The 24,773-nt window shown below is 45.5% G+C and carries 22 protein-coding genes; 9 read left to right on the top strand and 13 right to left on the bottom strand.

The genetic code is table 11. From position 1 onward, the window contains the following. Positions 1-53: 53 nt before the first annotated feature. The 6 genes from F0261_RS06075 to F0261_RS06050 all read right to left on the bottom strand — a co-directional run bounded on the left by F0261_RS06075 (position 54) and on the right by F0261_RS06050 (position 4,378). A complete protein-coding gene (locus F0261_RS06075; protein WP_232298237.1) occupies positions 54-236 on the bottom strand; it encodes a hypothetical protein in 183 nt (60 codons plus the stop codon). 27 nt (positions 237-263) lie between these two features. Next, entirely contained in the window at positions 264-725 is a 462-nt protein-coding gene (locus F0261_RS06070) for a hypothetical protein (RefSeq protein ID WP_171337465.1), read from the bottom strand. Positions 726-888: 163 nt separating this feature from the next. After that, positions 889-1,479 (bottom strand): YqaA family protein, encoded by a 591-nt coding sequence (locus F0261_RS06065; protein WP_171337464.1) that lies wholly within the window; start codon positions 1,477-1,479, stop codon positions 889-891. A 25-nt stretch (positions 1,480-1,504) separates the two neighbouring features. Further along, a complete protein-coding gene (locus tag F0261_RS06060; RefSeq protein WP_014980764.1) occupies positions 1,505-2,797 on the bottom strand; it encodes an amidohydrolase family protein in 1,293 nt (430 codons plus the stop codon). A 149-nt stretch (positions 2,798-2,946) separates the two neighbouring features. Next, the gene (locus F0261_RS06055) at positions 2,947-3,531 is read right to left on the bottom strand and encodes a DUF1285 domain-containing protein (RefSeq protein WP_171337463.1); all 585 of its coding nucleotides are present in this window, start codon (positions 3,529-3,531) and stop codon (positions 2,947-2,949) included. Next, a complete protein-coding gene (locus tag F0261_RS06050; protein ID WP_171337462.1) occupies positions 3,518-4,378 on the bottom strand; it encodes a DUF3014 domain-containing protein in 861 nt (286 codons plus the stop codon). Before F0261_RS06050 ends, F0261_RS06055 begins: the two co-directional genes overlap by 14 nt. Before the next feature lie 381 nt (positions 4,379-4,759). Between F0261_RS06050 and F0261_RS06045 the strand changes: the two genes are divergently transcribed. Continuing rightward, a complete protein-coding gene (locus tag F0261_RS06045) occupies positions 4,760-5,152 on the top strand; it encodes a hypothetical protein (RefSeq protein ID WP_171337461.1) in 393 nt (130 codons plus the stop codon). Between the two features lie 90 nt (positions 5,153-5,242). Next, positions 5,243-5,551, top strand: coding sequence for a DUF6482 family protein (locus tag F0261_RS06040; protein ID WP_171337460.1), 309 nt, complete (start codon positions 5,243-5,245; stop codon positions 5,549-5,551). Between the two features lie 175 nt (positions 5,552-5,726). On the opposite strand, the gene F0261_RS06035 is transcribed toward F0261_RS06040, so the two are convergent. From F0261_RS06035 to F0261_RS06020, 4 genes are all read right to left on the bottom strand, one after another. Further along, positions 5,727-7,094, bottom strand: a complete 1,368-nt coding sequence (locus F0261_RS06035) for an AarF/ABC1/UbiB kinase family protein (protein ID WP_171337459.1) — start codon at positions 7,092-7,094, stop codon at positions 5,727-5,729. 375 nt (positions 7,095-7,469) lie between these two features. After that, positions 7,470-7,889: a hypothetical protein gene (locus F0261_RS06030; protein WP_014951420.1), complete on the bottom strand. Its 420-nt coding sequence runs from the start codon at positions 7,887-7,889 to the stop codon at positions 7,470-7,472. 283 nt (positions 7,890-8,172) lie between these two features. Continuing rightward, the gene (locus F0261_RS06025; RefSeq protein ID WP_171337458.1) at positions 8,173-8,757 is read right to left on the bottom strand and encodes a DUF6702 family protein; all 585 of its coding nucleotides are present in this window, start codon (positions 8,755-8,757) and stop codon (positions 8,173-8,175) included. Beyond that, the gene (locus F0261_RS06020) at positions 8,747-11,209 is read right to left on the bottom strand and encodes a M1 family aminopeptidase (RefSeq protein WP_014980757.1); all 2,463 of its coding nucleotides are present in this window, start codon (positions 11,207-11,209) and stop codon (positions 8,747-8,749) included. The genes F0261_RS06025 and F0261_RS06020 overlap by 11 nt, the downstream gene beginning before the upstream one ends. A gap of 193 nt (positions 11,210-11,402) precedes the next feature. On the opposite strand from F0261_RS06020, the gene proB reads away from it, so the two are divergent. The 4 genes from proB (at position 11,403) to F0261_RS06000 (ending at position 14,998) form a co-directional block, all read left to right on the top strand. Further along, a complete protein-coding gene (gene proB, locus F0261_RS06015; protein ID WP_014951417.1) occupies positions 11,403-12,503 on the top strand; it encodes a glutamate 5-kinase in 1,101 nt (366 codons plus the stop codon). A gap of 125 nt (positions 12,504-12,628) precedes the next feature. Then, positions 12,629-13,066, top strand: coding sequence for a thioesterase family protein (locus tag F0261_RS06010; RefSeq protein WP_014951416.1), 438 nt, complete (start codon positions 12,629-12,631; stop codon positions 13,064-13,066). A 3-nt stretch (positions 13,067-13,069) separates the two neighbouring features. Beyond that, complete coding sequence (locus F0261_RS06005; protein ID WP_171337457.1) at positions 13,070-14,086, top strand: D-2-hydroxyacid dehydrogenase; 1,017 nt, start codon at positions 13,070-13,072, stop codon at positions 14,084-14,086. A gap of 9 nt (positions 14,087-14,095) precedes the next feature. Further along, positions 14,096-14,998: a DMT family transporter gene (locus F0261_RS06000; protein ID WP_049586437.1), complete on the top strand. Its 903-nt coding sequence runs from the start codon at positions 14,096-14,098 to the stop codon at positions 14,996-14,998. 16 nt (positions 14,999-15,014) lie between these two features. Here F0261_RS06000 and F0261_RS05995 read toward each other — a convergent pair whose 3' ends face one another. Further along, entirely contained in the window at positions 15,015-15,290 is a 276-nt protein-coding gene (locus F0261_RS05995; protein ID WP_014951413.1) for a hypothetical protein, read from the bottom strand. Positions 15,291-15,500: 210 nt separating this feature from the next. Between F0261_RS05995 and F0261_RS05990 the strand changes: the two genes are divergently transcribed. Continuing rightward, positions 15,501-16,007 carry an RNA polymerase sigma factor gene (locus F0261_RS05990; RefSeq protein ID WP_171337513.1) on the top strand — a complete coding sequence of 169 codons (507 nt, stop codon included), beginning with the start codon at positions 15,501-15,503 and terminating at the stop codon, positions 16,005-16,007. After that, positions 16,000-16,620 (top strand): hypothetical protein, encoded by a 621-nt coding sequence (locus tag F0261_RS05985; RefSeq protein WP_171337456.1) that lies wholly within the window; start codon positions 16,000-16,002, stop codon positions 16,618-16,620. The genes F0261_RS05990 and F0261_RS05985 overlap by 8 nt, the downstream gene beginning before the upstream one ends. 42 nt (positions 16,621-16,662) lie before the next feature. Here the strand turns inward: F0261_RS05985 and F0261_RS05980 are convergent, their stop codons facing one another. Beyond that, entirely contained in the window at positions 16,663-20,535 is a 3,873-nt protein-coding gene (locus F0261_RS05980; protein WP_171337455.1) for a translocation/assembly module TamB domain-containing protein, read from the bottom strand. Further along, the gene (locus tag F0261_RS05975; protein ID WP_061486851.1) at positions 20,532-22,370 is read right to left on the bottom strand and encodes an autotransporter assembly complex family protein; all 1,839 of its coding nucleotides are present in this window, start codon (positions 22,368-22,370) and stop codon (positions 20,532-20,534) included. The genes F0261_RS05980 and F0261_RS05975 overlap by 4 nt, the downstream gene beginning before the upstream one ends. 367 nt (positions 22,371-22,737) lie before the next feature. Here F0261_RS05975 and F0261_RS05970 point away from each other — a divergent pair, with 367 nt between their 5' ends. After that, positions 22,738-24,729, top strand: coding sequence for a S9 family peptidase (locus F0261_RS05970; protein WP_171337454.1), 1,992 nt, complete (start codon positions 22,738-22,740; stop codon positions 24,727-24,729). The last annotated feature ends 44 nt before the right edge of the window (positions 24,730-24,773 follow it).

The raw sequence follows: 24,773 nt of genomic DNA, 5'->3' as shown, positions 1-24,773 counted from the left end.
ATGTTCCGTTTTGCGCCTGTCTGTATTCTGCGCTTACAAGCTAGCGTTTCAGATTAACGTTCTGAACTGTCTGCAACGGCTTGTAAAAGCAAGCTTTGAAGCGTACGTTTGCTATGCGCACAATTGCAGTGAACGTCTGTCATGTGGAGAACTTCACCTTTAAGCATCTCTTGAAGTACAGATGCTCTTACGCTTAAAGAGACAAAGCCGTCTTCGTTTGAGATTTGTTTCGACATCATCATTCGCTCCTTCAACTGTTTGATTTAATGCAAGGCAGCAGACGCGAGCTGCCTTCTAATTTGAGGTTCATAGGTTTGCTCAACCGTGTGCTGAATGGCGGCTATCAGCTTACATACAGACGGATTAGTGGCATGCAAAGGTAATATGGCAATTAACTGCTGTTGGCACTCCTGCAAAATTGCATGAGACTCTTGTTTTTTGTGCTCTTGAGCTAGCAAATAAGATAAGTACATGCCCATAGTGCCAAACGCGAGTACGTCTTCTTGCACAGCGTTCACTTTTTGAGAGGATATGGGCTGTAGCGCGTTGAGAATAGCTTTAGCCGCTTCAAAGGTTTGATAACCCAACTCACGGGCATAATCCAATTTGCCCTGTTGATGGGCTTGCTGCGTCTGCGCTTGCATAGCATAGCGATGCTCTCGTGCGCTTGAAGGGTTTAGCTGTAGCCACTTTCTGTAAACTGGGCATAGCCGCTGAACATTCATATAAACACCTCCTGTTTTTTATTACATTAGTGCAAATAAGAATCATTATCAAATGTAAAGTTCAAAAAATCTATTGGGTTGATTTGATATTTACATTGTCGTGAACCAACGGCATCGTTTGTCGCGCACTATTAAGTTCTTTGAGTCACTAGTACAGGCAAGCTTATTGGCTGATTAAATTTGAAAGCCACCATAAAAGAAGCACTGCAACTGTGATAGCAATAACCGCTTTCATTTTGTAGCGCTTAATGAGCTGCTCAGCTTTGTCTCCTGCGTAATAGACCACGGCTGCGAGTCCGAAATAGCGAATTGAACGTGCAATAACAGTAGCTAAAAGAAAAAGCGGAAGTGAGTATTGGGTTGCACCTGCTGCGAGCATCGCAACCTGAAAAGGAATAGGGGCAATACCTAAGGTCATTACGAACCAAAAACCTTGGTTTTGCATCTGCTGTTTTACATTGTCGAATTGGTCTTGGCTAAAAAACGTATCTATAAGCCACTGACCAATCATATCGAAGAGGTAGTAACCAAGGGTATAACCGAAGACTGCGCCAATCACACAGCCTATGGTGGCCATTAATGCAATTTGCCAAAGCGACTCCCGTCTTGCTTGCATTAGTGGCACCATTACGGCTTCTAGTGGTATAGGAACAATGGTTGATTCTAAAAATGAGGCAAAAGTGATGCCCTTTAACATATGCTTAGAATCGACAAGCTTTTTGGTTTTGTGCTTAACCTTTTTACCTAGTTCCATGTAATCTCTACCACTCTATTTTTCTCTACTGCTTGTAAACAACTCCGTCTTTCATGACAAAAGACACGCTTTCCATAAGCGATATATCGTCAAGCGGGTTGCCTTGAACCGCGACAATGTCAGCCAGTTTTCCTTCTTCAAGGGTGCCTAGAATATCGCTTATGCCTAGTAAGCTCGCGCTATTCACGGTAGCACTAAGCAGAGCGTCAGCAGGTTTCATACCCGCTTCAACCATTAAAGAGAACTCTTGCGCATTGTCGCCGTGGGCTGATACACCACTGTCTGTACCAAAAGCAATTTTTACGCCTGCTTTATGCGCTTGTTCAAACGTATTTTGGATAAGCGGGCCGATAGCGGCAGCTTTCGGGCGTACTAACTCTGGAAAGAAACCATCAATTTTGGCTTTGTCTGCTACGAACTTTCCTGCCAGTATTGTTGGCACATAGTAGGTGCCGTGCTTCTTCATTAATGTGCGAATTTCGTCGTCCATATAAGTGCCGTGCTCAATAGAGTCTACACCGGCTTCAATAGCCCGCTTCATGCCTTCTTTCCCATGAGCATGCACTGCTACTGTCATACCGTAGTCTTTTGCCGTTTCAACAATTGCTTCTAGTTCATCGGTCATGAACTGCGGGTTTTGGCCGCTTTTGGCAACGCTTAATACACCGCCGGTTGCCGTAATTTTGATCAAGTCCGCGCCATCTTGGTAACGAGTCCTTACTGCCTCTCGCGCTTCAGCTTCGCCATTAACCACTCCTTGCTTGGGGCCTACATCCGGGCGAAGTAAATGAGATAAGCCGTTACTTGGGTCGGCATGTCCGCCTGTAGTAGCAATAGATTTAGCAACGGTATAAATACGCGGGCCTGTTGCATAGCCTTTACTAATAGCGTTCCTTAGCGCAACGGTTTCGTTGTAGCCATCCCCTAAGTTGCGAACCGTGGTGAAGCCCGAATCTAACGTAATCTTAGCGTAGTTCGCTGCCCGTAATGCATAGTCGGCTTCATTTAGTGAAAAGCGCTCCAGATACGTTTGTGGACCACCATGTTGAGAAGACAAATGAACATGCATGTCCATCAGACCTGGCATAACGGTTGACGTCTTCAAGTCGATGACAGTATCGCCTTCTTGGGCTTCAGCAAACCCCTTTTTTACCGCTTTGATCTTGTTGTCTTCAACAACAATAGTCACATTTTCCTGAAGAGAGTTTGATGTGCCAGTAAACACTTTTCCTGCATGAATCAGCGTGTCGGCTACAGTGGAAAAGGGCGATGAGAGTAAGGCACTGGCAACAGCCAGCGTAATCAGAGGCTTGTTCATGATATAGGTCTTCTTGTTGATTGTTTTATAGACTATATCGAATGTAATGCAGTCAGAGGTATAACGCAAAACAAAGCGCTGTTAACGGTGCTTTATTGAAGATGAATTACGTGTTGATATGCTCGAAGAGACAGAAGCAACAAAGTAGGCTAGTTGCTTACTTCACCTAAAATAAAGGTGATGCCGTTTGACTGAATACTAAATTGCGTGCCGGCTTCATCCGGTTTTTCATCAGCTTGTTCAAGCAGTTGATAATAGGCATTTTGATGTAGCCTTGCCCACAAGTTTCTGCGAACGCATAGGTAGGGAATGGGCGTTGCCTCTGGATCTTGTATGGCTTTAGGCGGAACGCGAAGTTCGAGCTGATCAGAACGCTCTAACCTTATAATGTCGCCTGTTTGGGTGGTAAACACATAGGTGTTGTCACTCGCTGATTCACCCTCTTCCCTATGCCATTGAGTTACAAGAAAAGGTGCATCTTCAACGGTAATGCCTACTTTCTCTACGGGAGTAACTAAGAAGTACTTGTCACCTTCCCGCTTTAACACCGAAGCAAAAAGCTGAACCAAGCTTGCGCGCCCAATAGGACTGCCTTCATAAAACCATCTTCCATCAAGCGCTATAGTTAGATTGATGTCACCGCAAAAATCGGGGTTCCATTGCTCAACAGGAGGTAAAGGGCGCGCTTTTGACGACGTGCCCTTAAGCTGCTGTTGAAATCTAGTTAGATCCACGCTCTTCAACCAATACTTTTAGTTCGCGTAGCTTTGCCTTTATGCGACGCATGTTATCTGGGCCAGTACGAAGAAGTTGTTTCTGTGGCTCGTTTAAACTCTCTAGACGATCATCAGCATACTTGTAGGCGACCGAGTCGGTGTAAACCTCTACAGGAACCGGCACTTCAGGTGTATCAAGAAGCTGATCAATCGCTTCTAGCAATACGCTGTTGAAGTCTTGGTCAGGGCTTCCAATTTCGGCGTACTTCGCCTGAATGTCGTCTTTATAAATACCGTATATGTTAAGCAGTGCTTCGTTATTGAATGACTCCAACATATCTACGTATGGTGTATAACGTTTATAGCTTGCTGCATCAATCCATTGCTTGCCTGCTTGAGAGTATACGCGGAAGTTCTGCTCAGGTGGCGTTAGTAACTGGTGATTAGGCGCCATTTCATCATTTGCTAGATTCGTAACCGACACCACAAAGCGTTGAATTAGACCTTCATCAACCAGCATGCGGTTAACGGTTTCTTCGCTCGCAGACGAACTCTCAATAAGTGAAGCTTTCACAGCAGGATCGCTGGTATCCAGAGGTTCCGGTTCTGGTTCAACTGGCTCTGGAAGCGGCTCAACCTCGTCTTTTTCCTCAAGCTCTACTGTTGGAGCTGGCTGAGTAGGCTCAAATACTTCAGGCTCTTCTGGCGTAGTCACTTCAGGTTCAGTCACTTCGGGCTCAGGAGTAACTACTGGCTCAGGCTCATCGTCGCTGGGCCAAAACACAACAGCCAGAATAACAACAAGAAGGATGCCTACAATGATAAAGTGTGGGCCTGACGATTTCTTTTCCGACGATTCGCTCATAATGACTCCGCTACAAAACTATCCTTTTGGTAATACTACCAGAGATAACACCCAAATTTAGAAAATCAATCAAGAGAAATGTTCCCTTAGATTGTAAATTCCTTATTTTGAACACTTTTTAACGTAAAAAAGTCACTTTCCGATTTCTTTTTATACAAATTTAGTGGAAAACCCTCATTTTTTCTTCTCATTCACATTCGATTTTATGTAAATGTAAAAATAATTTTAAAACAAATGTTTAACAAATTGGGTTTGTGTACTAATGTGTTGATTAGTCATTGAAAAGCAAATGCTAGCTCGTTGTTATCTATAATAATTAATGAATATTTCGAGCCCCATGACCCCGTTTCAACTTAAATGTGCCCTTATAGGATAATTAGCGTGAGTAAGTTTAGACAGTATCACCCCAAATTACACCGAGCAGTAAAACGCTACAGTGTTATGCAGCATCTAATCATGCTGGGAGTAATGCTTTATCTCCTTCTAAATATCAATAACTTGCCAACCAAGCATCAGATCATTGCTGTAGCGACTGTCATTGTTATGAGTATACAAAATGGCTTTATACTGTCTAAAGCGAAAGTCGCTTTAGCTGTTGAAGGCCCTAGGTTGCTGGTATTTCCATTACTATGGATTGCTTCTGGAATGGGTACGGCGGCGTTCCTATACAGTGCCTGCTCTCTTGCATCCTTGCTGGTGTTGGCAAATGCAGTACGGTTTAAAAACCACCGACCTCCGCTAGCTCTATCTAATGAACCTGAGCACCTTGCCTAACGTATATAATCTGCTTTTTCGTCCTAACTTCCGTCATTAAATAAGAATATAGGGCGTGCAAGGTGCATACTTGGTTCATGAGGTAGAAAAATGCAGAAGTTCTATTTTCGAGATATTGAAGAGTCGCCTACCGCGATAGATTATCTGGAAGTTCAGTCGTATGAGATGAATGTTTACCTGGTTTATCTCACTATCGGCAGTCAAAGTGGCATGCTTTACGACAACAAAGATAAGCCCATGCGTTTTTTTAGTGCCGGCCACATTCGCGAAGCTTTCGCGCATTGTCATGTTCGCCAGGCGGTAATGAAGCACGATACGCCTTACGATGAAATGATTGGCAACCCGCCAAAAAGTGCAGAACGGATGGCGTTACCGTTCAGCATGGATTTGCCTTACTAGATTGTTGTGCGAGTGCTGTAGGCTTTTTGAAGTGGATCCTATTTGAGGTCTGTAAGGTCGCAGAGCAACGTTTTCACAGTAAAACATGGCACAGCACCGCAAAACCGATTTAAACGATATATAAGCTGCGTAATAAGTAGTTTCTTATTCGCTTAACACACCAACGAAGTGCAGGTTATAGATTCAGCCATGTACCTGCAGCCTTTCGCATATCTACTTTAGCTTTCAATCGTTTAGCCAACAGAAATAAGCCACCTAGCTTCCTGTGTATAAACAGGGCATCTACTGGCGGCGTATGCCAAAAATTGTGCTCCATAGTCAGCGCCATTCCCTTTTCGTGGAGCCTTGCAATAAGATCGCTTTGTCCAAAGTCATAAGCGCCCTCGCAGCGAATCGCTTCACACGCCTCCATTCCAATGTTTATGACGGCGTCGACTTGCGTTTGAGAGTGGCTTTCGTCAATTAATCCTATGCGAAACGCGGCTTGCTGCATCATCGCTCTATCGTTGGCTGCGGCGCTGTTGAGTAACGCCTGATACTGGGCTGAAATGGCGTCAGGCACATCCCGTGTAGCACCAAAATCTAACAGAACGATTTCTTTTGTATCGGGTTTAAACTGGTAGTTGGCTAAGTTAGGGTCGCTCTGCAGCAGCTTAAAATGAAAAATTTCATTAAAAAATAAAGTCATTAGCGCCGTCATCACGGCATCTCGGACGTCCTGAGGCTCGTTTAATAGCGCATCTAAGTCTTGCGCCTCTATGAAATCCATCGCTAACACTGTACTGGTGGTAAGGGGAGCAAAGGTTTGCGGAATGACAAAAGCCTTGCTCCCCTTGCTTTGGATGTCGGTGCTTTCAACCAGCGCGCGATAACGGTTGAGCATGTCAGCTTCTCGCACATAATCAGCTTCTTGGTGAAGCTGTGCTTTAGCCTCTTGTAAAAGCGGGTTGATATCTAATGATTTGGGTACCAAGCCAGTAAGTTTTATAAGTGTAGCTACGTTGTCTACATCGCTATCTATGCTTTTTTTCACGCCAGGATACTGCACTTTTACTGCTAACATCCGACCGTCCATCGTAATGACTTTATGCACCTGGCCAATAGAGGCCGCAGCTATAGGGGCAAAGGAAAAGTAAAGTAAGTCATCTTGCCATTTTTCGCCCCAAGACTGATTCAGCGTGGCAATTAGCTGGTCTTTTGGCATCGGGTCAGCGTCGTCCCGTAATCGCCCTAAAATTACCGCGAGCTCTTCGGGAAGAAAATCTCCTGCATCCATTGAAATAAGCTGCCCGAGCTTCATAGCTGCACCACGCATACTGGCAAGCTGATCTGCAATGTTTGAAATGTTTTTGGGCGTTAAGAGCAGCGAAGACAACGCGGGCTTCTCGCCCTTTAACAGTTGTCCTGCACCTTGTGATACTACGTTACCTGCAATTCTACCTGCCAGTGAGCCCAAGCGGCCTATGCGCGATAAACGCGACGACGGTACCGCTCTACTAGAGCGGGTTGGTGACTCAGCGGATTTATTGGGCTTCTCTGCCATAGGCTCACTCAGTTTTATTAAAGGCGAAAGGTAACGTTTGGTTTGTTATTGTCTAAACATAACCTAAAAAAGTAACTAGAGTTTATAAATTATACTGTCGGACAAAACGTCTGGATCGGGTTTCCAGCCAAAAGTCATTGAGGATCTGTTGACCATTGCTGTACATCAAAGATCAACAGGACTTAATGTTTAGGAAGTGAGGTTGCTAACAGGGCGATCAACGGATAAGACAGCTGTTTAAACAGAAGTCTTATTTAAAAGCCGCGTTTAGGTTGCCCATAATGTACTTAAAAGAAATGTGTACTTGCCGTTCCTAGTCGCTCAACGGTTTCTTACTAGGCGAGTTGCATAAGGCAATTGTATAAACACTGTGTACTAGATTATCTGTGAAATAAATTGAATCACTAGTCCAACAACGCTTCCATAAGCAAACCCAGCCCAGCCACTTGTCGCTCTATAACGCCAAAGTGCTGCACCAAAAAAGCCACACCAAAGCATGGCAGAATAGGTGGAAACAAGGCCGCCGCCCATCCCTGTATCTGGCAAAAACAGCATGACGACAAAGGTTAGCGCCATTGCGCCACTTAACAGCACCCACATGATATTTTTCTTATCAGCGAACGCATTGTTTTGTTTGACGTTCTTTGCATCGGCATCTTGCATTTGCTGCGCATCTTCTGCTTGAACAGCGCACTGAGCTGCTTTGGATGCACGTAGTTTTCGTGCACTACGCTCACTTCTTGATTGGGGTTTCTTGACCTGTGAAGGCAACGGTGATGCAGCGCTATGGGTCATGATGTACCTCATTAACTGAATTTAGTAACTGTTTATCCATAATTAAGGTAGAGCATGCATGCCAAGATGACTATACGACTTCGGTCTCACACGACAATTAGAAAACGTGTTTTAGGATTTTCCCTATTCGAATGCGGCGCTCGAATTAGAGGGGCAAAGGCTGAGGTAGGCATACATTATCTATAAGAACACCGTGAAGCACGTAAACAAAAAAGCCCACCCGCAATCACTGCCGTTTGACAAGGAATGCGGGTGGGCTTTCACAAACTTATACCGTTAGGTATTAGTGATGGTCGCTATTTTGGCTTTTGAAGCTTACTTCCAGCAAATTTACGCTATCAGCAAAGGTCAGGGTTTTGATATCACCCTTGCCTTCTACATTTAGCGTATTCACCTGTTTCGGCCACAAGTCACGCAATGCATCGTGGCGAATTTTAATGCCTTCAAGCACAGGCGGTTCAGCAGTTTCCTGATAAACCCAAAAGTGTTTCCCTTCAACTTCAAAACCTACATCGGTAAGCTCTAATGGCTCGCCTGCCGCATTTAAAATCGCAAAGTGGTGGGCGACGTAATCAGCGAATTGTTGCTGCGGTTCTATGTCGTCCATAATATCTGCGTGCTTGTCGAACAACGCCTTAACCGCGTGTTCAGCGTCGTGCAAATTAAAGCGGTGCATCACCTCAATATTTTCTGTTCTAGGATTAAACAGTACCGTGGTAATTGCGGCTTTTATTTGATGCGCTTGGGCTGCAGTGCTGTACGACATTGCGCTAACTAATAGCGCAGCCGTAATTGCGAATGCACTTACGCTTGCAAGCAGAGCATGCGCGCTCTGCTGCAAGCGGGTCAAAGATAACTTATTCGTCATCTTTGTCCTCGTCGTCGGTTTTTAGCTCGGTCTTTGAGTCGTGCATCAGGTCGCGGTACTCGTAAGTGTTACGCGGCTTATTCTTGTACGCTTCAATACGCGAAGGAATAATACGACGGGGGTAGTGGTTGTTTTCCACATCTACGTCTGCTGTTTCCCAATGCGGGTCAACCGTCACGCTTACCAGCTCTTTGTCTTTGTCGGTAACAATAAGCTTGCTTACCGCTTTAGGTGTACGACGCCAGATTTCCGCAGGAATACGCATTTCTTCTTTTGTGCCGTCTTCAAACGTTAGCTCAAGAATGATTGGCATCACCAACCCACCCTTGTTGCTGAAATCTAGCACGTAGTAGTTTTTGTCTTCTTTCACCGCACGCTCAAACGCTTTACGCTCCCAAGGCTCAAGATCTTTCAAGAATTTCTTGTACTTGTTGCGCTCTTTGTTAGTTACGGTGTAACGATCGTTTTCGTCGTAGAAGTCACTGATATCTTCAAAGCGATCTACCCAAAGCTTTTTGCCTTCTTCTTTATTACGAAGGTCGGTAAGTGACTTCGGTTTTTCCATTTCTGCTTCGCGCTCGCGAGCAAAATCGATATCTGGATCTTCAGTGTCTAAACGAAGCTTGTATACGCTGTCTAGGCTAATATCTACATGGTCTGTGGTGTAAAACCAACCACGCCAGAACCAGTCTAGGTCAACGCCTGACGCCTCTTCCATAGTACGGAAGAAATCTGATGGTGTAGGACGTTTAAACATCCAACGCTGCGCGTACTCTTTAAACGCGAAGTCAAACAGCTCACGGCCAAGAATAGTTTCGCGAAGAATATTAAGTGCTACTGCAGGCTTGGTATAGGCATTTGGGCCAAGGCGAAGTACTGAGTCAGACTGGGTCATAATTGGCACTTGCGTCTGAGACTTCATATAGCCAGTGATATCACGTGGCTCAACGCCCCAAGGGATCGTAGGATCCCACTCGCGACCGGCAACGCCGTCTAGGAAGCTGTTCAGACCTTCATCCATCCATGTCCACTGGCGCTCGTCAGAGTTAACTGTCATAGGGAAATAGATATGACCTACTTCGTGAATAACCACGCCAATAAGGAAACGTTTCTCAGCAAGCGAGTACGTGCGTGAACCATCGTCACGAAGCTCTGTACGCGGGCCGTTGAAGGTGATCATGGGGTATTCCATGCCGCCAACTGGACCATTTACTGATTGGGCTACTGGGTATGGGTAATCGAAGCTAAAGCGGCTATAAACATCCATGGTGTGGATGATTGATTCTGTAGAATACTTCTGCCATAGCTCGCCACCTTCTTTCGGGTAGAAAGACATGGCCATTACCAATGGTTGAGTGTCACCGCCTTGCTGATAACCACGCGCATCCCACGCAAATTTACGCGAAGAGGCCCATGCAAAGTCACGTACGTTTTCTGCCTTAAAGGTCCAGGTTTTAAGCTTAGTCGTGCCTTCTTTTTCGTTCTCAATTGCTTCTTCTGGTGAAACAATGAATACGATACGGTCAGCTTTTTCTGCCTTTTTCAGACGGTCGCGCTGTGTTTTAGTTAACACGTCTTTCGGGTTTTGAAGCACACCCGTTGACGATACGATGTGGTCAGCCGGAACCGTAATATCTACTTCGTAGTTACCGAACTCTAGCGTGAACTCGCCACGGCCAATAAACTCTTTATTGGTCCATGCTTCGTAGTCGGTGTAAGCCGCTAGACGAGGGAACCACTGTGCTAGCAAGAAGATGTCGTTACCGCCTTCACGTTCGTCATCTGGGAAATGCTCGTAACCTGCACGTGCTGAAACAGCGTCTTCTTCAACAATGTTAAACGCAAAATCGATATCAAACGTAACTTTGCTGCCTGGCTTCAACGGTTGAGCCAAGTCAACACGCATTAAGGTGCCAACTACTGTGTGACGTAAGTCATTGCCCGCTTTGTCTTCAACTCGAGAAATGGTATAGCCCAGCTCGTTGTCGTCAACAAACTGCTGACGGCGCAATGCTCCCATGCTTAGCTTAGCTGGCGCATCGCCGCTAGCAGCTTGCGTACCCGGCCCGCGGTTACCGATACCGCCAAACGTGGTAGTAAGCGCAGACATTGAATCGTCGCGGAATTTGTTTTGGTCAAGCTGGATCCACAAGTACTTAAGCGTGTCTGGCGCGTTGTTGTGGTAAGTAATGGTTTCGCTTGCTTCAATGCGGCGTTTGTCTTCAAGTAGCTTTACGTCAATATCGTAATCTACTTGTTGTTGCCAATATTGGTGGCCTGGCTCACCAGCGGCGTTACGGTATACGTTTGGAGTAGGAAGAACTTCGTCCAGCTGACGGAATTTATCTTCGAAATCGCCTTTAGTTTGTTTAATAGCGGCGGTACTAGGAAGAGAAATCAGCATAGACAACACTGGCGCTAGCCAGAAAAAGTGTCGTTTTGCGGTGCTCATGCAGGTTCCTTGCAACTTGTAAGTTAGAATTGTTATAAGATAACACCGCCTAGTATATAAGTATGCCTGTCACAATCCAATTTTTTGACCGTAAACTAACCATGTTTTAACGCAAAAAAACTGTAACAGATCGTTTTGTTTCGCGCTTTAACTGTCGTATTCTTAAGCTCTTGTTTTCTTTTTTCTTCCCCCTATGAACCGTTTTAATTGGCAACGTGCCGTTATAAAAGTTGGCAGTGCGCTTATTGCTCCTGAAGGCAATGAGTGTAGTGGGCGTTATTTACTGTCTCTTGCTCGATTTATTACTGCTAGTCGCGAAGCTGGCAAAGAAATTATTCTTGTCTCTTCTGGCAGTGTTGCCGCGGGCCGCAGCAAAGTGAAGGTTCGTCACAACGCATCTATTGCAGAAAAACAAGCCATGGCTGCGATTGGCCAGAATTTAATGATGGCCAACTGGCAGCGCTTTTTCGACTTTCCCTGTGCACAAGTATTGTTAACGGCGGATGATCTACGCGATAGAACCCGCTACGTAAATATTAAAAATACCTTGCGCGAAATTTTGAATCACAATGCGTTACCTATTGTGAATGAAAACGACACCGTAGCTGTCAACGAACTCAAAGTGGGTGATAACGATAACTTGGGTGCTTACACTGCCCTGGTCGCCCAAGCAGACACCCTCATTATCTGCTCAGATATCGACGGTTTATTTACCGCAGACCCAAGAAAAGACGCCAGCGCCACACTCATTCCACAGGTAGATAAAATAGACAGCACTATTTACGGCCTTGCCGGCGGCGCTGGAACTGCGGTAGGAACTGGCGGCATGCGCACAAAAATTGAAGCGGCAGATAAGTGCACCAGTAGCGGTATTCAAACTCTTATTGTAAACGGGCGAAAAGGCGAAACCTTCGATGCATTACTTGAAGGTAAAGTGCCGGGAACCCTATTCAATGCTAGTAGCACTCCCGCCAGCGCGCGCAGACTGTGGCTTACCCATACTCTTAAAACCGCTGGCAGAATAGACGTTGATAGCGGTGCGAAAGAGGCGTTAGTGCGAAAAGGCGCGTCATTACTGCCATCGGGTATTGTTGATGTCGTCGGTTTGTTTGAACAAGGCGATGCTGTTGAAGTGGTGTGCCAAGGCGAAGTTATTGCCAAGGGGCTTTGCCTGTATAACGCAAAAGACTTAACGCTTATAAAAGGGAAAAAGTCGAAAGAAATTGCCAGTGTGTTAGGTTATGAAACAACGGATGTTGCCATTCACCGTGACGATATGGTGCTTTACTCATAGCGCTACTCAAAAGAATCGCTGCAATAGACTACCGCACATTAAACATTAATTGGCGTTAGTCGTTCATCGATTTCCATTATTTGCGCCAACAACAAAGCGATACATTTATTCACTAAGGGACGATCATGACTGATATCACACCTACACTTGCCGACTACCCTTACAAAGTCACTATCGCCACGCGTTGGCAAGACAATGATGCGTACGGACATATCAACAATGTTGTGTACTATGGTTTCTTTGATACCGCGGTAAACCGTTTTTTAATTGAAGAAGGTGGGCTAGATATACACAACGGGCAATCCGTGGCGTATGTGGTAAGCAGTCAGTGTCAGTACATTGCTCCGGCAGCCTACCCTGAAGACATTTTTGTAGGCTTGCGCGTTATCAAAATTGGAAGAAGTTCAGTGACTTATGGTCTATCGGTTTATGCCGGAGAGAATAAGCGACGCGTGGCTCATGGCCAATTTGTGCATGTGTTTGTAGATAGAAAAACCGACAAGGCCATTCCTATTCCTGTTAATGTGAAAACAGCGTTAGAGTCGATTGTGGAAGTAATGTAGAGCATGGCAAAAATGACGAAACACAATGCATCACAAGCGATGAGCAACGGCAAACAAAAGCAGGTTGTTTTTCTGGACGCCGAAACCATGGATTTGCCCAGTCTTGATACCTCGTCACTCGATGACGTACAAAAAAATTTCGACGCCGCGATTACGCTTCATCAACAAACTCAAGCCGAAGACGTTGCCGAGCGCATTAAAAATGCCGATGCTGTGCTGGTTAACAAAGTCGTGCTACAAGCCAAAGATTTACAGCAGGCCAGTCAGCTGCGCTATATTGGTGTAACTGCGACTGGCATGAACAATATCGACCGTGACTACTGCGAACAGGCTGGTATTACCGTTCAAAATGTAGAGGGCTACGGCACAGACAGCGTCGCTCAACATACGTTGACCTTGGCACTAAATTTGGCCACCAATTTTGTGACGTATCAGCGCGATATGCGCAACCAAGCATGGTCTGCATCTTCTCATTTCTGCTTACTCAATCATCCCGTGGTGGAATTGGCGGGTAAGCATGCGGTAATTGTTGGGCATGGCGAGCTTGGCAAGCGTGTAGAGGCATTGTTTAAGGCTATGGGTATGCAGGTGAGTATCGCTGCTCGCCCAGGTAAACAAGACGACCCTCGTCCAAGTCTTGCATCGCTTTTACCAAATGCCGATGTGGCAAGTCTTCATTGCCCGCTTACTGAAGCCACCGATAAGCTGATTAATGCCAAGACGTTGTCGCTGATGAAGCCAACCGCTTTTCTCATTAATACGGCTCGCGGCGGTTTGATTGATGAGGAGGCACTCTATCATGCGCTTAAAAACAATCAAATTGGTGGCGCGGGATTAGATGTATTAAGTGTCGAGCCTCCGCCTGTTGATCATATATTGCTTAAAGAGGCACTACCTAACTTGCTGGTAACGCCGCATAATGCGTGGATTGGTAATGGCGCTAGGCAAAAACTGCTCGATAGTGCTATTGACCATTTATCTGCCCATTTATCTTCTTGTTTATCAGCTTCCCAGGGCTAGAACACCGCTATGAATAACGCAACCTTATTTGCTCTGTGCTGCCTGATTTGGGGCTCAACATGGATAGCCATCACTTACCAAATAGGGCATACCTCTGAAACGTTTGCCATTGCGCTGCGTTATTTATTGGCGTCGGCCTGTTTAGGGATTTACTGTGTTATTAGGCGTTTGCCGCTTAAGCTACCGGTACATGTTCATGTGAAAATGGCCGCAGTCGGTCTCTTTTTATACAGCTTAAATTACACGCTGCTGTATATGGCGCAAGCGCACATAATTAGCGCGCTGTTAGCCCTTATGAGTTCTTGTATTATCTACATTAATGTTGTGCTTCGGCGATGGTGGCTTAAAGAGCCTATAAGAAAAGAAGTGGTTATAGGTGCTACATTTGGCTTGCTGGGCATTGTGTGTTTGTTTGTGCCGGAGTTTTCCAAAGTCTCCATGGATGCGGCGCTTGCTACCGGCCTCGCTATAGCGTTTGTCAGCTTTTTCTGCGCCTCAACAGGTAACGTTATCTCCGAGCGTATTTTGACCTCGGGTACGCCTGTTATCCAAATGAACTTCTATGCCATGAGCTATGCCATGGTGCTGCTTTTCATCACCTCACTGGCAATGCCGGGTAAGTTGGTCATTCCTACCCAACCCGAGTTCTATCTGTCGCTGCTTTATCTGGCTATCTTTGGCTCTGTGTTTGCGTTTGGCGCGTACATGAAACTGTTAAAGCAAATGGGCGCTGACAAGGCTGCATATGTGGTCTTGGTATACCCCATGGTTGCACTGGTTATTTCCACCTTTTTCGAAGGCTATACCTGGAGCGTTTTATCTGTGGTTGGGGTGGTCATTGTGCTGGTAGGCAACGCCATTGCAATGGGAAAAATTCCCCGCTTTATGCGTCGCCCACCGGTGTCGAGCTAGGAGCTGGTAAAACCGTTTATTTGAGCGCGTTGATTTTCTTATTCAGTTCGTAAGCAGGCTCGGTAACAATGGTTTCAAGGGTTTCGATTCGCGCCATCAAAGCTTCAATCTGCGCATCTTTTTCCTCTAAACGCTGCTGCTGTTTGTCGGTCACGCTTTTAACGAACGGGTTGCTGCACTCGCCGTTCATCCAGTCGTTTAGTCGCCACTGAAATTTTGCGTCTAAGTAGCTTGCCAAAAGCACAAGCGACGTCAGGCTGCCAATTAACAAAACTATACTTAACGTAGACATAATTTTTTCCTAATCCAAATTTCAAGGTTGAAAGCTTTTAGGGAAAATGCCCTAAACGCACGTTACTGCACTTACTGTTTTAACTAGTCGTTTGCTGCTTAAAAAAATTACAGTATTGACGAAAAAAGTTTGTAATAAAAATTCGTGGGGGCAGACTGATAGAAGTAACACAATAAAATAACAACAGTTTTTGTGATTAGGGATGTGACGTTGGGGCAGGGTTTTGAAGATGTTTTTGCGCAATACGGGGCAATATTGAGCCGTGTAGCCAACAGCTATGAAGCAAACGAAGCGATGCAGCAAGAATTATTGCAAGAAATTGCTATTGCCGTTTGGCAGGGGCTGTCACGTTTTAAGGGCGATAGCAGCGTGAAAACCTATATTTTGAAGATAGCTCATAACCGCGCAGTTACTCACGTAGCAAATCAAGTGAAGCGTCTCGATACCCATCAATATGACCACGATGATTTGGGCTCTGACGGGTTCGCGAGTACTACCCATTCACCAGAGGAAATGTCTAGTCAACACCAGTCATTAGAACGCCTACTTCGCGCGGTACGGGCACTTCCATTGCAGTCAAGACAAGTGCTAACGCTTTCTCTTGAAGGCTTAAGTTACAATGAAATTGCAGACGTCTGTGGTCTGACTAAAAATCATGTTGGTGTGATATTAAAGCGCGCCAAGCAAAGTATCATGCAGGAGCAACCGCATGCATAATTCAGATAAAGAGAATCAAACGAACCCGCCCGTATCAGTAGACGATGCGCAAAATGATGGCCTTTCTGCGCTATGGCAAGCTCAGCCAGTTACGACTATCAACCTCTCGGAAGTAAAAGCCAGTTTAAGCAGCGAGCGAACCAAGCAACGCTGGTATATGTTGGTTGACTCCTTAGCGTTTATCCCAGCGATCTACTTGCTAGTTGTTACTTGGGAAAAGTTCACTTTTGTCGCCCACGCGATGTTTGTTTTTATGCTGGTCACGGCTCTTCCCTTGCTTGTTTATCAGCTGTGGTTAAGAAGAGTGGCTGCATTTTCAAGAGACACTCAAACCGCTGACCACCTAACGCAGCTAATAAAGCAAATTAAGAATAACGTGAAGATTGCTGTAATCACTAAACACTCGACATGGACTGCAGTGTTATTTGGATGTGCCTTTCTGGTGGAGCGCTATTTTTATGGGGAGCTTACCCCAGCGAAAGTTATGAAGATGGCTATAGTTATGACGACCATGAGCGTTGTGATGCTAGTGTGGTATGTGTGGGCGAGCAAAAGACAAAAGCGTTTTGAGCGTCAACTCGAAACGCTTGAGAAGATGGCACAGCAGCGTTAAGGGCGCATGAGTGCAAAAGTACGATGTTTTGACTTTGAGCGCTTAATTGTTATTACTTGTGCTCGGAGTGCTCACATTATCTTTCAGATCTTGCTCTGCGCTTTCATTGGACTCGTCAGCTTCACTGTCGTCTTCATCACTATCTCTACGGGTTCTGTTATCACCCAAGAAAAACTCATAATAAAGGTCTAACGCGAACTCAGATTGGTCTTCCAGTGTGGTTTGAATGGCTTCTAAATATAAACTAGGTAGAAGCTGATATTTTACCGCCAAGTCAGGCGGTAGTTGTCTGCGTCGTAGCGTGCTATTGGCGTCGTTGTTACTTAGACCAACGTCCACATTGTATTCCACCGATAATCGCTCGTTAATCTGCCCTCTTACCGACAGTAAATCTTCGTTAGTGCTTAAACTAAAATCATCAATACCTAGCGCGCTTCCCACTTGTCCTGTCAGGGTTTTGGTGTTGGATAAACCAAAACCTACCAGCAGCGCAGCGTAGTTAGGATCTTGTGTGCCCGAGTTCGGTCCAGAACCTGTGAGTAGATATGACAATACGCCCTGTTGATCCATCGCAGGCTCAGAGAAAAGGTTAATACTTGGCGAGTCAGCCGCGCCATCAATTCGGATACCTGCAATTACGTCGTCATCGGTTTTAGCCGGGTCGCGGATGGCTTCGACCAGCAACAAAGGTTGGTCAATTGGGCCGTTAAATTGTACTTCACCGGTTTGAATAATTAACTGTTGTCCGTAAGCGTTGTATCGACCATTTAAAATTTGAAGGTCACCATAGCCCACAAGTGCAGGTTGAGTGTTTACGCGAATGCCACCATACAAACTTGCAGTAAGGCCAAACGCTTCGAGTTTTACTTCTTCGGTTTTGTTTTTGTCGATGTTGACCAATACCGAAGCGTGGACGATATCTAGCGGTTCCTCTCTATCCGGTTCGCCACGCAGGTGCACGTCTTTTGATGGGGAAACAGCACTCTCAGGTAGCGACTCTATTTCAATTCTCGCCCAAGGAATATTTACCTCGCCACTCACGTCCACTTTTTCTTTTGTGGCGGCGATATCGATATTCGGTGATACCTTGAGTCGAATGTTTGGCTGACGAATTTCGAAACCGTTTCCCTTTAAATTAAATGTCGCACTGGGGTTGGATGACCAGTCTAACTCGCCTTTTAACGCCCCTTTTCCTCCGCCTAGTAAGAAGGTGCCGTCTAGAGCAGCGGTTTGACCATTAAGCGATACTTTTTGATTCCAATCGGCCAGTGTCACAGGTGTATCTTGTATATCGATAGCGCCATTTGAAACCGTCAATTCACCGTTAAGCGTAGGGTCGTCGATGTAACCACTCAACGATACGTTCCCATTTAACTTTCCTGTAAGGGTTCTGATAGCAGGGGAAAGGGGTTTGAATGGTGCAACATTAAGCCCTTGCATCTCTAGTTTACCATCGAGTGGTATACGCGATTCGAAAGGGCGGGTATTCAAGGTTAGTGTTGCATCCCCGACATCTTGGCTTGAGATCACAGATGTTGATGCTAACTGCCCCTGCTTTATCTCTCCTTTAGTTTCTATGGAGTTAATAGTGAGCGTTAGCGGGCGCGTTTCACCAAGTTGCCATGGCGCAGAACTCATAGACGCAGTAAATGTGGCATCGATGGGATCGTTAGCCGAGTAGCTGCCTTTGGTTTTTACGGTAAGTGTTGCCTGTGAGGGACTTGAAACAACAGTAGGCGCTAACTCGTTCGCCCATAACCCGATGGGCAGCGCCGTCGCGCTGATATCCCAACTGGCTTTGTTTTGTTGATAATTCACGTTTGAAATACACAGCTCACCTTCTTTTCGAGAGGTCCAACAGTGCTGACCTATTTTAGCCGTTATAGGTGAGGTGCCTATATCTACACTGAACGGGCTTGATAGCGTCCACTGCATATTAGCGAGCTTCAATGCGGTATCACTAATTTCCCCCACCCAGTGATTGTTCGTCCATGCACCTTTTAAAGACAGCCCAATATTATTGTTGGGCACAGCTAGGTCAATATCTGCGGTGTGGTCGCGATAGGTACCGTTAACTTTGATTTCGCCGTTCAATGGTCCTTGCTGCGCGGCAGAGGCATTTAAATTGGGTGACACAGCAATATTAGATAGGGCGAGTGTGCCGTTAGCACTTGGGTTTTGCCAAGGACCGGCGGCTGTGATATTGCCACTTATCGCACCTGTCACTTCTGGGTATAGGCTTGAAATAGCGTTAACGTTTATCGCAATATTTGCATTTAAATGCCGCTTATTCAGTACTTGAGCAATGGCGCGTATCGTGTTTCGCTCTTGCTCGTGTTCTTGAATGATATTGACGTTAGTAACGAATAAGTCGCTGGGGCCAGCATAAACCGCATTCCCCTTCACCTGAAGCGGTTTGCCCTGAAGTACGCCCGAGACAGTCATATCTCTTAGGCTCATGTGTAATCCGCCGCGCTCAGAGTATTGCAATATACTGTCTATTTCTCCGCTAATTTTTTCAGGCGCATAAGTGCTGAATTGCCGCCCTGATACATTCTTAAGCGTTGTCTTACCTTCCCACGCGATACTCTCATTTAGATAAAGGGTACCTGTGTTGGTTAAGCTCCCTTCCAAAGCGTTTATATTGGCTTGATTAACAAAAATATTGTTCTTTTTCAGCACCACATCAAGTGATACCGGTACATTGCCAATGTCAGGCAATGTAGCTGCGCCAGCTCCTTTAAGTACGTAATCACCCATGGTGCCGGAAAGCGTTAACTGTCCTTCTTTGAGCGTAGTGTTTTCCACTGTCGGTATGGCTTGTTCTTGCCAGTTCGCAGTGAATTCTATGGGAAGGTTACTGTCTAGAATGTTGGCCATTAGGTTAGCGTTTGCGGTTACCGCGCCTTTGGCTACAACTGACAGCGTTAAGTCGTCCAACGCACCCGAGGCCGCTACACTCAGTTCTTGTGGTGTGTCGCCAAGCTTCGTTTTCGCGTTAATAGCCACATTTAATGGGAAATTTCCGTCAAGTGTTGCGCTCGCTTTTCCTTTCACCTCACCTTGTTCATGTACAACGGTCATTTCTTCAATAGCAACATCGCTGCCCTTAAAGTGAGCCTCTAACAGCGAGATGAGTGAAATGTGCTGTTTGCTCTCCCCTTGAATTATGTGTAGATCTTCTACTAAAAAAGTACCAAGAGACAAAGGAATAGGCGTAGCTATATTTGGTAGTACGGGGACATCGTAGCTTAGTGAGTATGAAGTAGGCAAAGCGCTATCAGCACTTGGAGCCTGTTCTTTTTTGGGAGCAGGCTGCTCACTATTAGTTTCCGATGCATTGGTCATGGCTGCCGGTGTAGAGCTGGCAGCTTCATCTTGGTTTAGCAGAGCAATGCGAACACCTTTCGCGGCTATGCTGTCAAGTATGAGGTCGCTATTTCCTTCAAAATCGGTTAGCTCTAGTTCATCAATTTCTACTGTTGTCGTAAGTAGAGCAAGTTTGATATTCGTTAGCGCTAAATACCCAACATCAATAGGCAGCGGTAATTCAATCTGGCCACCTGCAGGTGCATCATCGGAAGAGTCAGGCGCGTTTGATCGCTGTGTAAGCGTAGCGTTTTCCAGCGTGACTTCATTGACACATACTCTAGGCTCAAACAAACAACGCCAGGTAATATCAATGTAGGCATATTGTGCAGACACCTTCCATTGCGGGTTTTCCCACTCCACATTATGCACTTCTAGTGTGTCAGCAAACCCACCGTCAATGGCATCGATGGAAAGGTTTTCAACAAACGTGTTGGCCAGTAACTTAACGGTAGAGCCGCCTAGAGGACTTATCAAAACGGCATACAACGCGACCAGTATAAGAACCGGTGAAAGTAAAATGGCCGAAAGCGTACGTTTTCTCATAGCTCAGGCCCCAACAAAATATGTAACTGCCATGTATTCTCGTCTGGCGCAAAGCCTCTTGCCACGTAAAGTCTGACTGGACCAATTGGTGAAAGCCAATGTACACCAGGTCCAACGCTATATGTCAGCGTTGTGCTGGTGTCGTTTGTTGCTGTACCTGCATCGACAAACGCTGCCACTCTCCAATTATCTGCCACTTGATAGGCATACTCTACACTCGATGTAGCAAGGTACTTCCCTCCAATAGAGTCAACAATGAGTTCTCCTGTTTCTGGATCAATGACTTCAGCTGTCGGAGAAATTTCGCGATAGTCGAAGCCGCGAACACTTTTATCGCCCCCTGCATAAAAACGCAACGACGTTGGCACCTCATCAAAACTATTGGTTTTAATAACCCCAGCTTCACCGCGTATGGTTATTCTGTGCACATTGTTAAAGGTACGGATAAGCGTGGCTTCAACCACGGCTTTGGCAAAATCGATATCAGAACCATAACCTTCTCTGCCTATTTGAGTGAGCATTTGAAGGTAGGTACCATTATTAATGTTGAGCTCACTGTCTTTATCGCGATAGGTTAACGAGTACCCGGGTAATACTAGGGACGTGGTGTTTGTACTCAATTCCCCTTGATCATAAGTTTCACGTAGATATGTCACCGAGCCATCGTGTTGCCATGGTGAATTGTCATGTTGCCAGTAACGGTGTGCAGACAAAGATAGGGTTTCACTCTCAAAGGAAGTGTTACTGTACTCTATAAATTGGTAACCCGCCTCTATACTCGCGTAATCCCGCGTTATGTTTCTCATCGGTATACGGTAGTCGGCAGTCACTGATTGTTCTGGCGCTGAAATGAAAATATCAGATGAAACAGAGTGCCCTTTACTATTCACCCAAGGACGCTCCCATCCTAAGCGAACCCGTGGGCCCGTGTCAGTGGCTGCGCCAACAGAAACGTTAAATGCGTCTGTGGGTCTGTGAAGTAACGATACCTCAACCGGTACCAGCAAACCATCAGCCTCACTTACAACCGGGCGAGCAATAACGCGGGTAAAATACCCAGATTGATTAAGGCTTCTGTTGAAATCGGCAAGTGTTGATGAAGAGTACGCATCGCCTGTTTTAAACGGCTTTAGCCGCTCAATGATGGCTTTCGCCTTGTCATCGCCAATAAATTTTAGCTCTCCAAATTGGTACTGGGGCCCGCTTTGCGCAATCAAAAGTACGTTTGCTTGTTTTTCGTCACGCACTAGGTCGAGACGCGTCGCCTGCCAAAAATAATCAAAATAGCCATTAGATAAGGCGTAGTTAAACATGGACGACTTAAACGACTCGTAAATGGTTTGGTTTAACACGTCGCCTTCTTTAAGCTTTAGTGAATTAAAACGTTCTCTGAAAGCCTTATCTTCACGTCCTGCACCTATTATTTCGCGAGTAACTTTATTTATGGTAAGCGGCGCATTCAAAGCAACATTCACTGTAACCTTGTCGCCCTCTTCAATACTTACCTTGGTTTCGCTGTTGTAATAGCCATAGGGTTGAACCGCCGTCGCTACAGTTTCGCCCACTTCATCTTGCCAGTAAGGGTCAGTAAGCAACGATTTTTCCACGTCGAGACTGTTTAAATGCAGGCGGATATTATTACGCAGTTTGTCGTCTTCTACGCCCTGAATGTTATAGGAAATAGGGTCTTGGGCATGTGAAAAAGTAAAGAGAGCACACGCTAGCGTGCACAATGTACTGCCCACCAAAACTCGGACTGCTTTGGTGATTCTGAACATAAATTGTCGGAAAAGATGGTCTTGCAAACTGGCAAGCCCGCTCCAAATCGAAGGCATGAAAAGGCTAAATCCTTAAGGTAACGCTGGGCTGTGAAGCTTACCGCTTGATGGTAAAATCCATATTATGTCTGTGGTTAATGATACCACATTTGCAATTTGTATCCGCAAACTACGACGAGAGATCAAATAATTGCGCTGACGTCGGTAATTAATACCAATCCGCATAGAATGCATTCAACGTATTTTCCTAACTAGAATGCCCTTCTTCAGAACATATCTTGCACATTCACTCACTGAACATAGAGCCTAGTATTGCTTTGTTTTTGTACATCTGGGCATGAGTGGGTATACTCTGCGTAACTTAACTTCGAGTTTTTTGCCTAAGCTAAGTTCCACTAACAATAAAAAACAACAAGGGAATGTTATGTCTTCTAATAAGGCTCTCTTACCTACGACACTAGTTACTTTGCTACTGTTGGTTTGCTCTTTCCCCACACTGGGCGCAGATCAAACTAAGGCAGAACCCGAGTACGAAAAATTCAGTTCTTTGCCAACTTATTGGACTCCGTCGCTGTCACCCGATGGCTCAAAAATCGCTTTTGTTCAAAACGTTGAGCAAGAAGAAGCGTTTGCCATGCTTGCCACTTACGACTTAAAAAAGGGTGAAAAGCACTACCTACTGCGATCGGACAATGAACGCGTAAAAATTAACTGGTACAACTGGGTGAACAATGAACGGCTGGTGGTTAGCGCTCGTTACGAAACCCGACGTGGCACAACGAAAGTTCATGACACACGGTTGTTAAGCATTAAGTTTGACGGTGAAGGCGGTGCATTCAACTTGGTTGAATGGGAGAGAATAAAGCGTCGAGCAGGTAACCCGAACCACATTCCTCAATTTCACGATGACGTTATCGACTGGCTGCCTGACGATCCAGAACATATTCTAATTGCCTTAGACGCTGAGGTGTTGGGGCTGCCGTCGGTTTACAAAATCAATGTTAATGATGGTGGCGTAAGTCGCATTATTCGCGGGAAAAAACGCATTAGAGATTGGATGACGGACCAACAAAATAACGTTCGTATAGGTGTTTCACTTGATTACGATACAGGAGAGCGAGAAGTCTTTCTAAAAGAAGGAGACGATTGGCGCACCTTATTTGCTTACAACGCTATGTCTGACAAGGGTGAATACCCAGTTGGCTTTGCAAAAGACCCAAATATTCTTTATTTCAAAGGTTATAAAGGAGACTTCCGTGCATTGTACACCTTAAACCTTACTACTAATGAGCGAACAGAGGTGTATGCTGATGAAGGGTATGATGTAAATGGTAGCCTTATCTATTCACCGGTTACCCGAGATGCAATAGGAGTACGCCATGACGGTCGACATTATTGGGATGAACGTTACGTTGCTCTTCAAAATGGTATCGATGCTGGTCTTCCTGATTACGACAATACCTTAGTGAGCTTTAGCGACGACGAACAAACATATATTGTTTATTCAGAGTCTGACACCTTACCAGGAGTTTATTTGCTGGGTGACCGTAAAGAAGGCACGTTAGTGATGCTTTTTGAGCAGTATGCTCAAATAGATCCGGCAAAATTATCTGAGCATACGTTAATTGAATATGAAGCCAGAGACGGCATCAAAATCGAAGCGTATTTGACCTTACCAAAAGGCGAAGGCCCATTTCCTACCATTATTCATCCCCACGGCGGCCCTGGAGCAAGAGATTTCAGTGGTTTCGACTATTGGACAGCGTATTTTACATCGAAAGGTTATGCAGTACTAAGGCCTAACTTTAGAGGTTCTAGAGGGTATGGGTACAGCTTTGCGCAAAGCCAAATGAAAGGTTGGGGCTTGGCTATGCAAGATGATATCACCGATGCGGCAAACTGGATGGTAGAGCAGGGGCACGCTGAGCAAGACAACATGTGTATTGTGGGCGCTAGCTATGGCGGTTACGCCGCCCTGATGGCAACTGTTAAAACCCCGGATCTGTTTAAGTGTGCGGTGAGCTTTGCTGGCGTAAGTTCACTTAAACACGTCATTATTCATTCTCGCCGTTTCCTGAACAACGAATTTGTGAAAAACCAAATTGGGGATGATTATGACGACCTTGAAGCGCGCTCGCCTTACTACAATGCGAAAGGGATAAAGACGCCAATTTTGCTGGTACATGGAGAGGAAGATAGAGTTGTCCCTCCACTTCATAGTCGCTACATGGCTGACGAGTTAGATGATTACGACAAGGTCTACAAGTATGTAGAGCTTGAAAGTGGCGACCACAATTTGTCTATTCAGCGAAATCGTCATATTTTCTTTAAGGAAATGGATGCATTTTTAGACCAACACCTTAGGCCAGCGAGTAAAGCGAGTGCTGAAACGGCAAATGTTTCAGCTTCCGAGTAACACCCGTTAAATGCACCAGTATTTACGACAAGATTTTACTTGGC

It is taken from the genome of Alteromonas sp. 07-89-2, from assembly GCF_013113925.1.
Lineage (GTDB): Bacteria > Pseudomonadota > Gammaproteobacteria > Enterobacterales > Alteromonadaceae > Alteromonas > Alteromonas macleodii.
Note: the sequence above shows the minus strand (reverse complement) of the source record. Positions and strands in the feature narration are given on the sequence as shown.

Coding starts and splice junctions, on each gene's coding strand:
- F0261_RS06010 (WP_014951416.1), top strand. CDS start 12,629: ATGACTGATATCACACCTACACTTGCCGACTACCCTTACAAAGTCACT.
- F0261_RS06070 (WP_171337465.1), bottom strand. CDS start 725: ATGAATGTTCAGCGGCTATGCCCAGTTTACAGAAAGTGGCTACAGCTA.
- F0261_RS05980 (WP_171337455.1), bottom strand. CDS start 20,535: ATGAGAAAACGTACGCTTTCGGCCATTTTACTTTCACCGGTTCTTATA.
- F0261_RS06020 (WP_014980757.1), bottom strand. CDS start 11,209: ATGAGCACCGCAAAACGACACTTTTTCTGGCTAGCGCCAGTGTTGTCT.
- F0261_RS06060 (WP_014980764.1), bottom strand. CDS start 2,797: ATGAACAAGCCTCTGATTACGCTGGCTGTTGCCAGTGCCTTACTCTCA.
- F0261_RS06065 (WP_171337464.1), bottom strand. CDS start 1,479: ATGGAACTAGGTAAAAAGGTTAAGCACAAAACCAAAAAGCTTGTCGAT.
- proB (WP_014951417.1), top strand. CDS start 11,403: ATGAACCGTTTTAATTGGCAACGTGCCGTTATAAAAGTTGGCAGTGCG.
- F0261_RS05975 (WP_061486851.1), bottom strand. CDS start 22,370: ATGCCTTCGATTTGGAGCGGGCTTGCCAGTTTGCAAGACCATCTTTTC.
- F0261_RS05970 (WP_171337454.1), top strand. CDS start 22,738: ATGTCTTCTAATAAGGCTCTCTTACCTACGACACTAGTTACTTTGCTA.
- F0261_RS06050 (WP_171337462.1), bottom strand. CDS start 4,378: ATGAGCGAATCGTCGGAAAAGAAATCGTCAGGCCCACACTTTATCATT.
- F0261_RS06030 (WP_014951420.1), bottom strand. CDS start 7,889: ATGACCCATAGCGCTGCATCACCGTTGCCTTCACAGGTCAAGAAACCC.
- F0261_RS06035 (WP_171337459.1), bottom strand. CDS start 7,094: ATGGCAGAGAAGCCCAATAAATCCGCTGAGTCACCAACCCGCTCTAGT.
- F0261_RS06000 (WP_049586437.1), top strand. CDS start 14,096: ATGAATAACGCAACCTTATTTGCTCTGTGCTGCCTGATTTGGGGCTCA.
- F0261_RS06025 (WP_171337458.1), bottom strand. CDS start 8,757: ATGACGAATAAGTTATCTTTGACCCGCTTGCAGCAGAGCGCGCATGCT.
- F0261_RS05985 (WP_171337456.1), top strand. CDS start 16,000: ATGCATAATTCAGATAAAGAGAATCAAACGAACCCGCCCGTATCAGTA.
- F0261_RS06040 (WP_171337460.1), top strand. CDS start 5,243: ATGCAGAAGTTCTATTTTCGAGATATTGAAGAGTCGCCTACCGCGATA.
- F0261_RS06075 (WP_232298237.1), bottom strand. CDS start 236: ATGTCGAAACAAATCTCAAACGAAGACGGCTTTGTCTCTTTAAGCGTA.
- F0261_RS06005 (WP_171337457.1), top strand. CDS start 13,070: ATGGCAAAAATGACGAAACACAATGCATCACAAGCGATGAGCAACGGC.
- F0261_RS05995 (WP_014951413.1), bottom strand. CDS start 15,290: ATGTCTACGTTAAGTATAGTTTTGTTAATTGGCAGCCTGACGTCGCTT.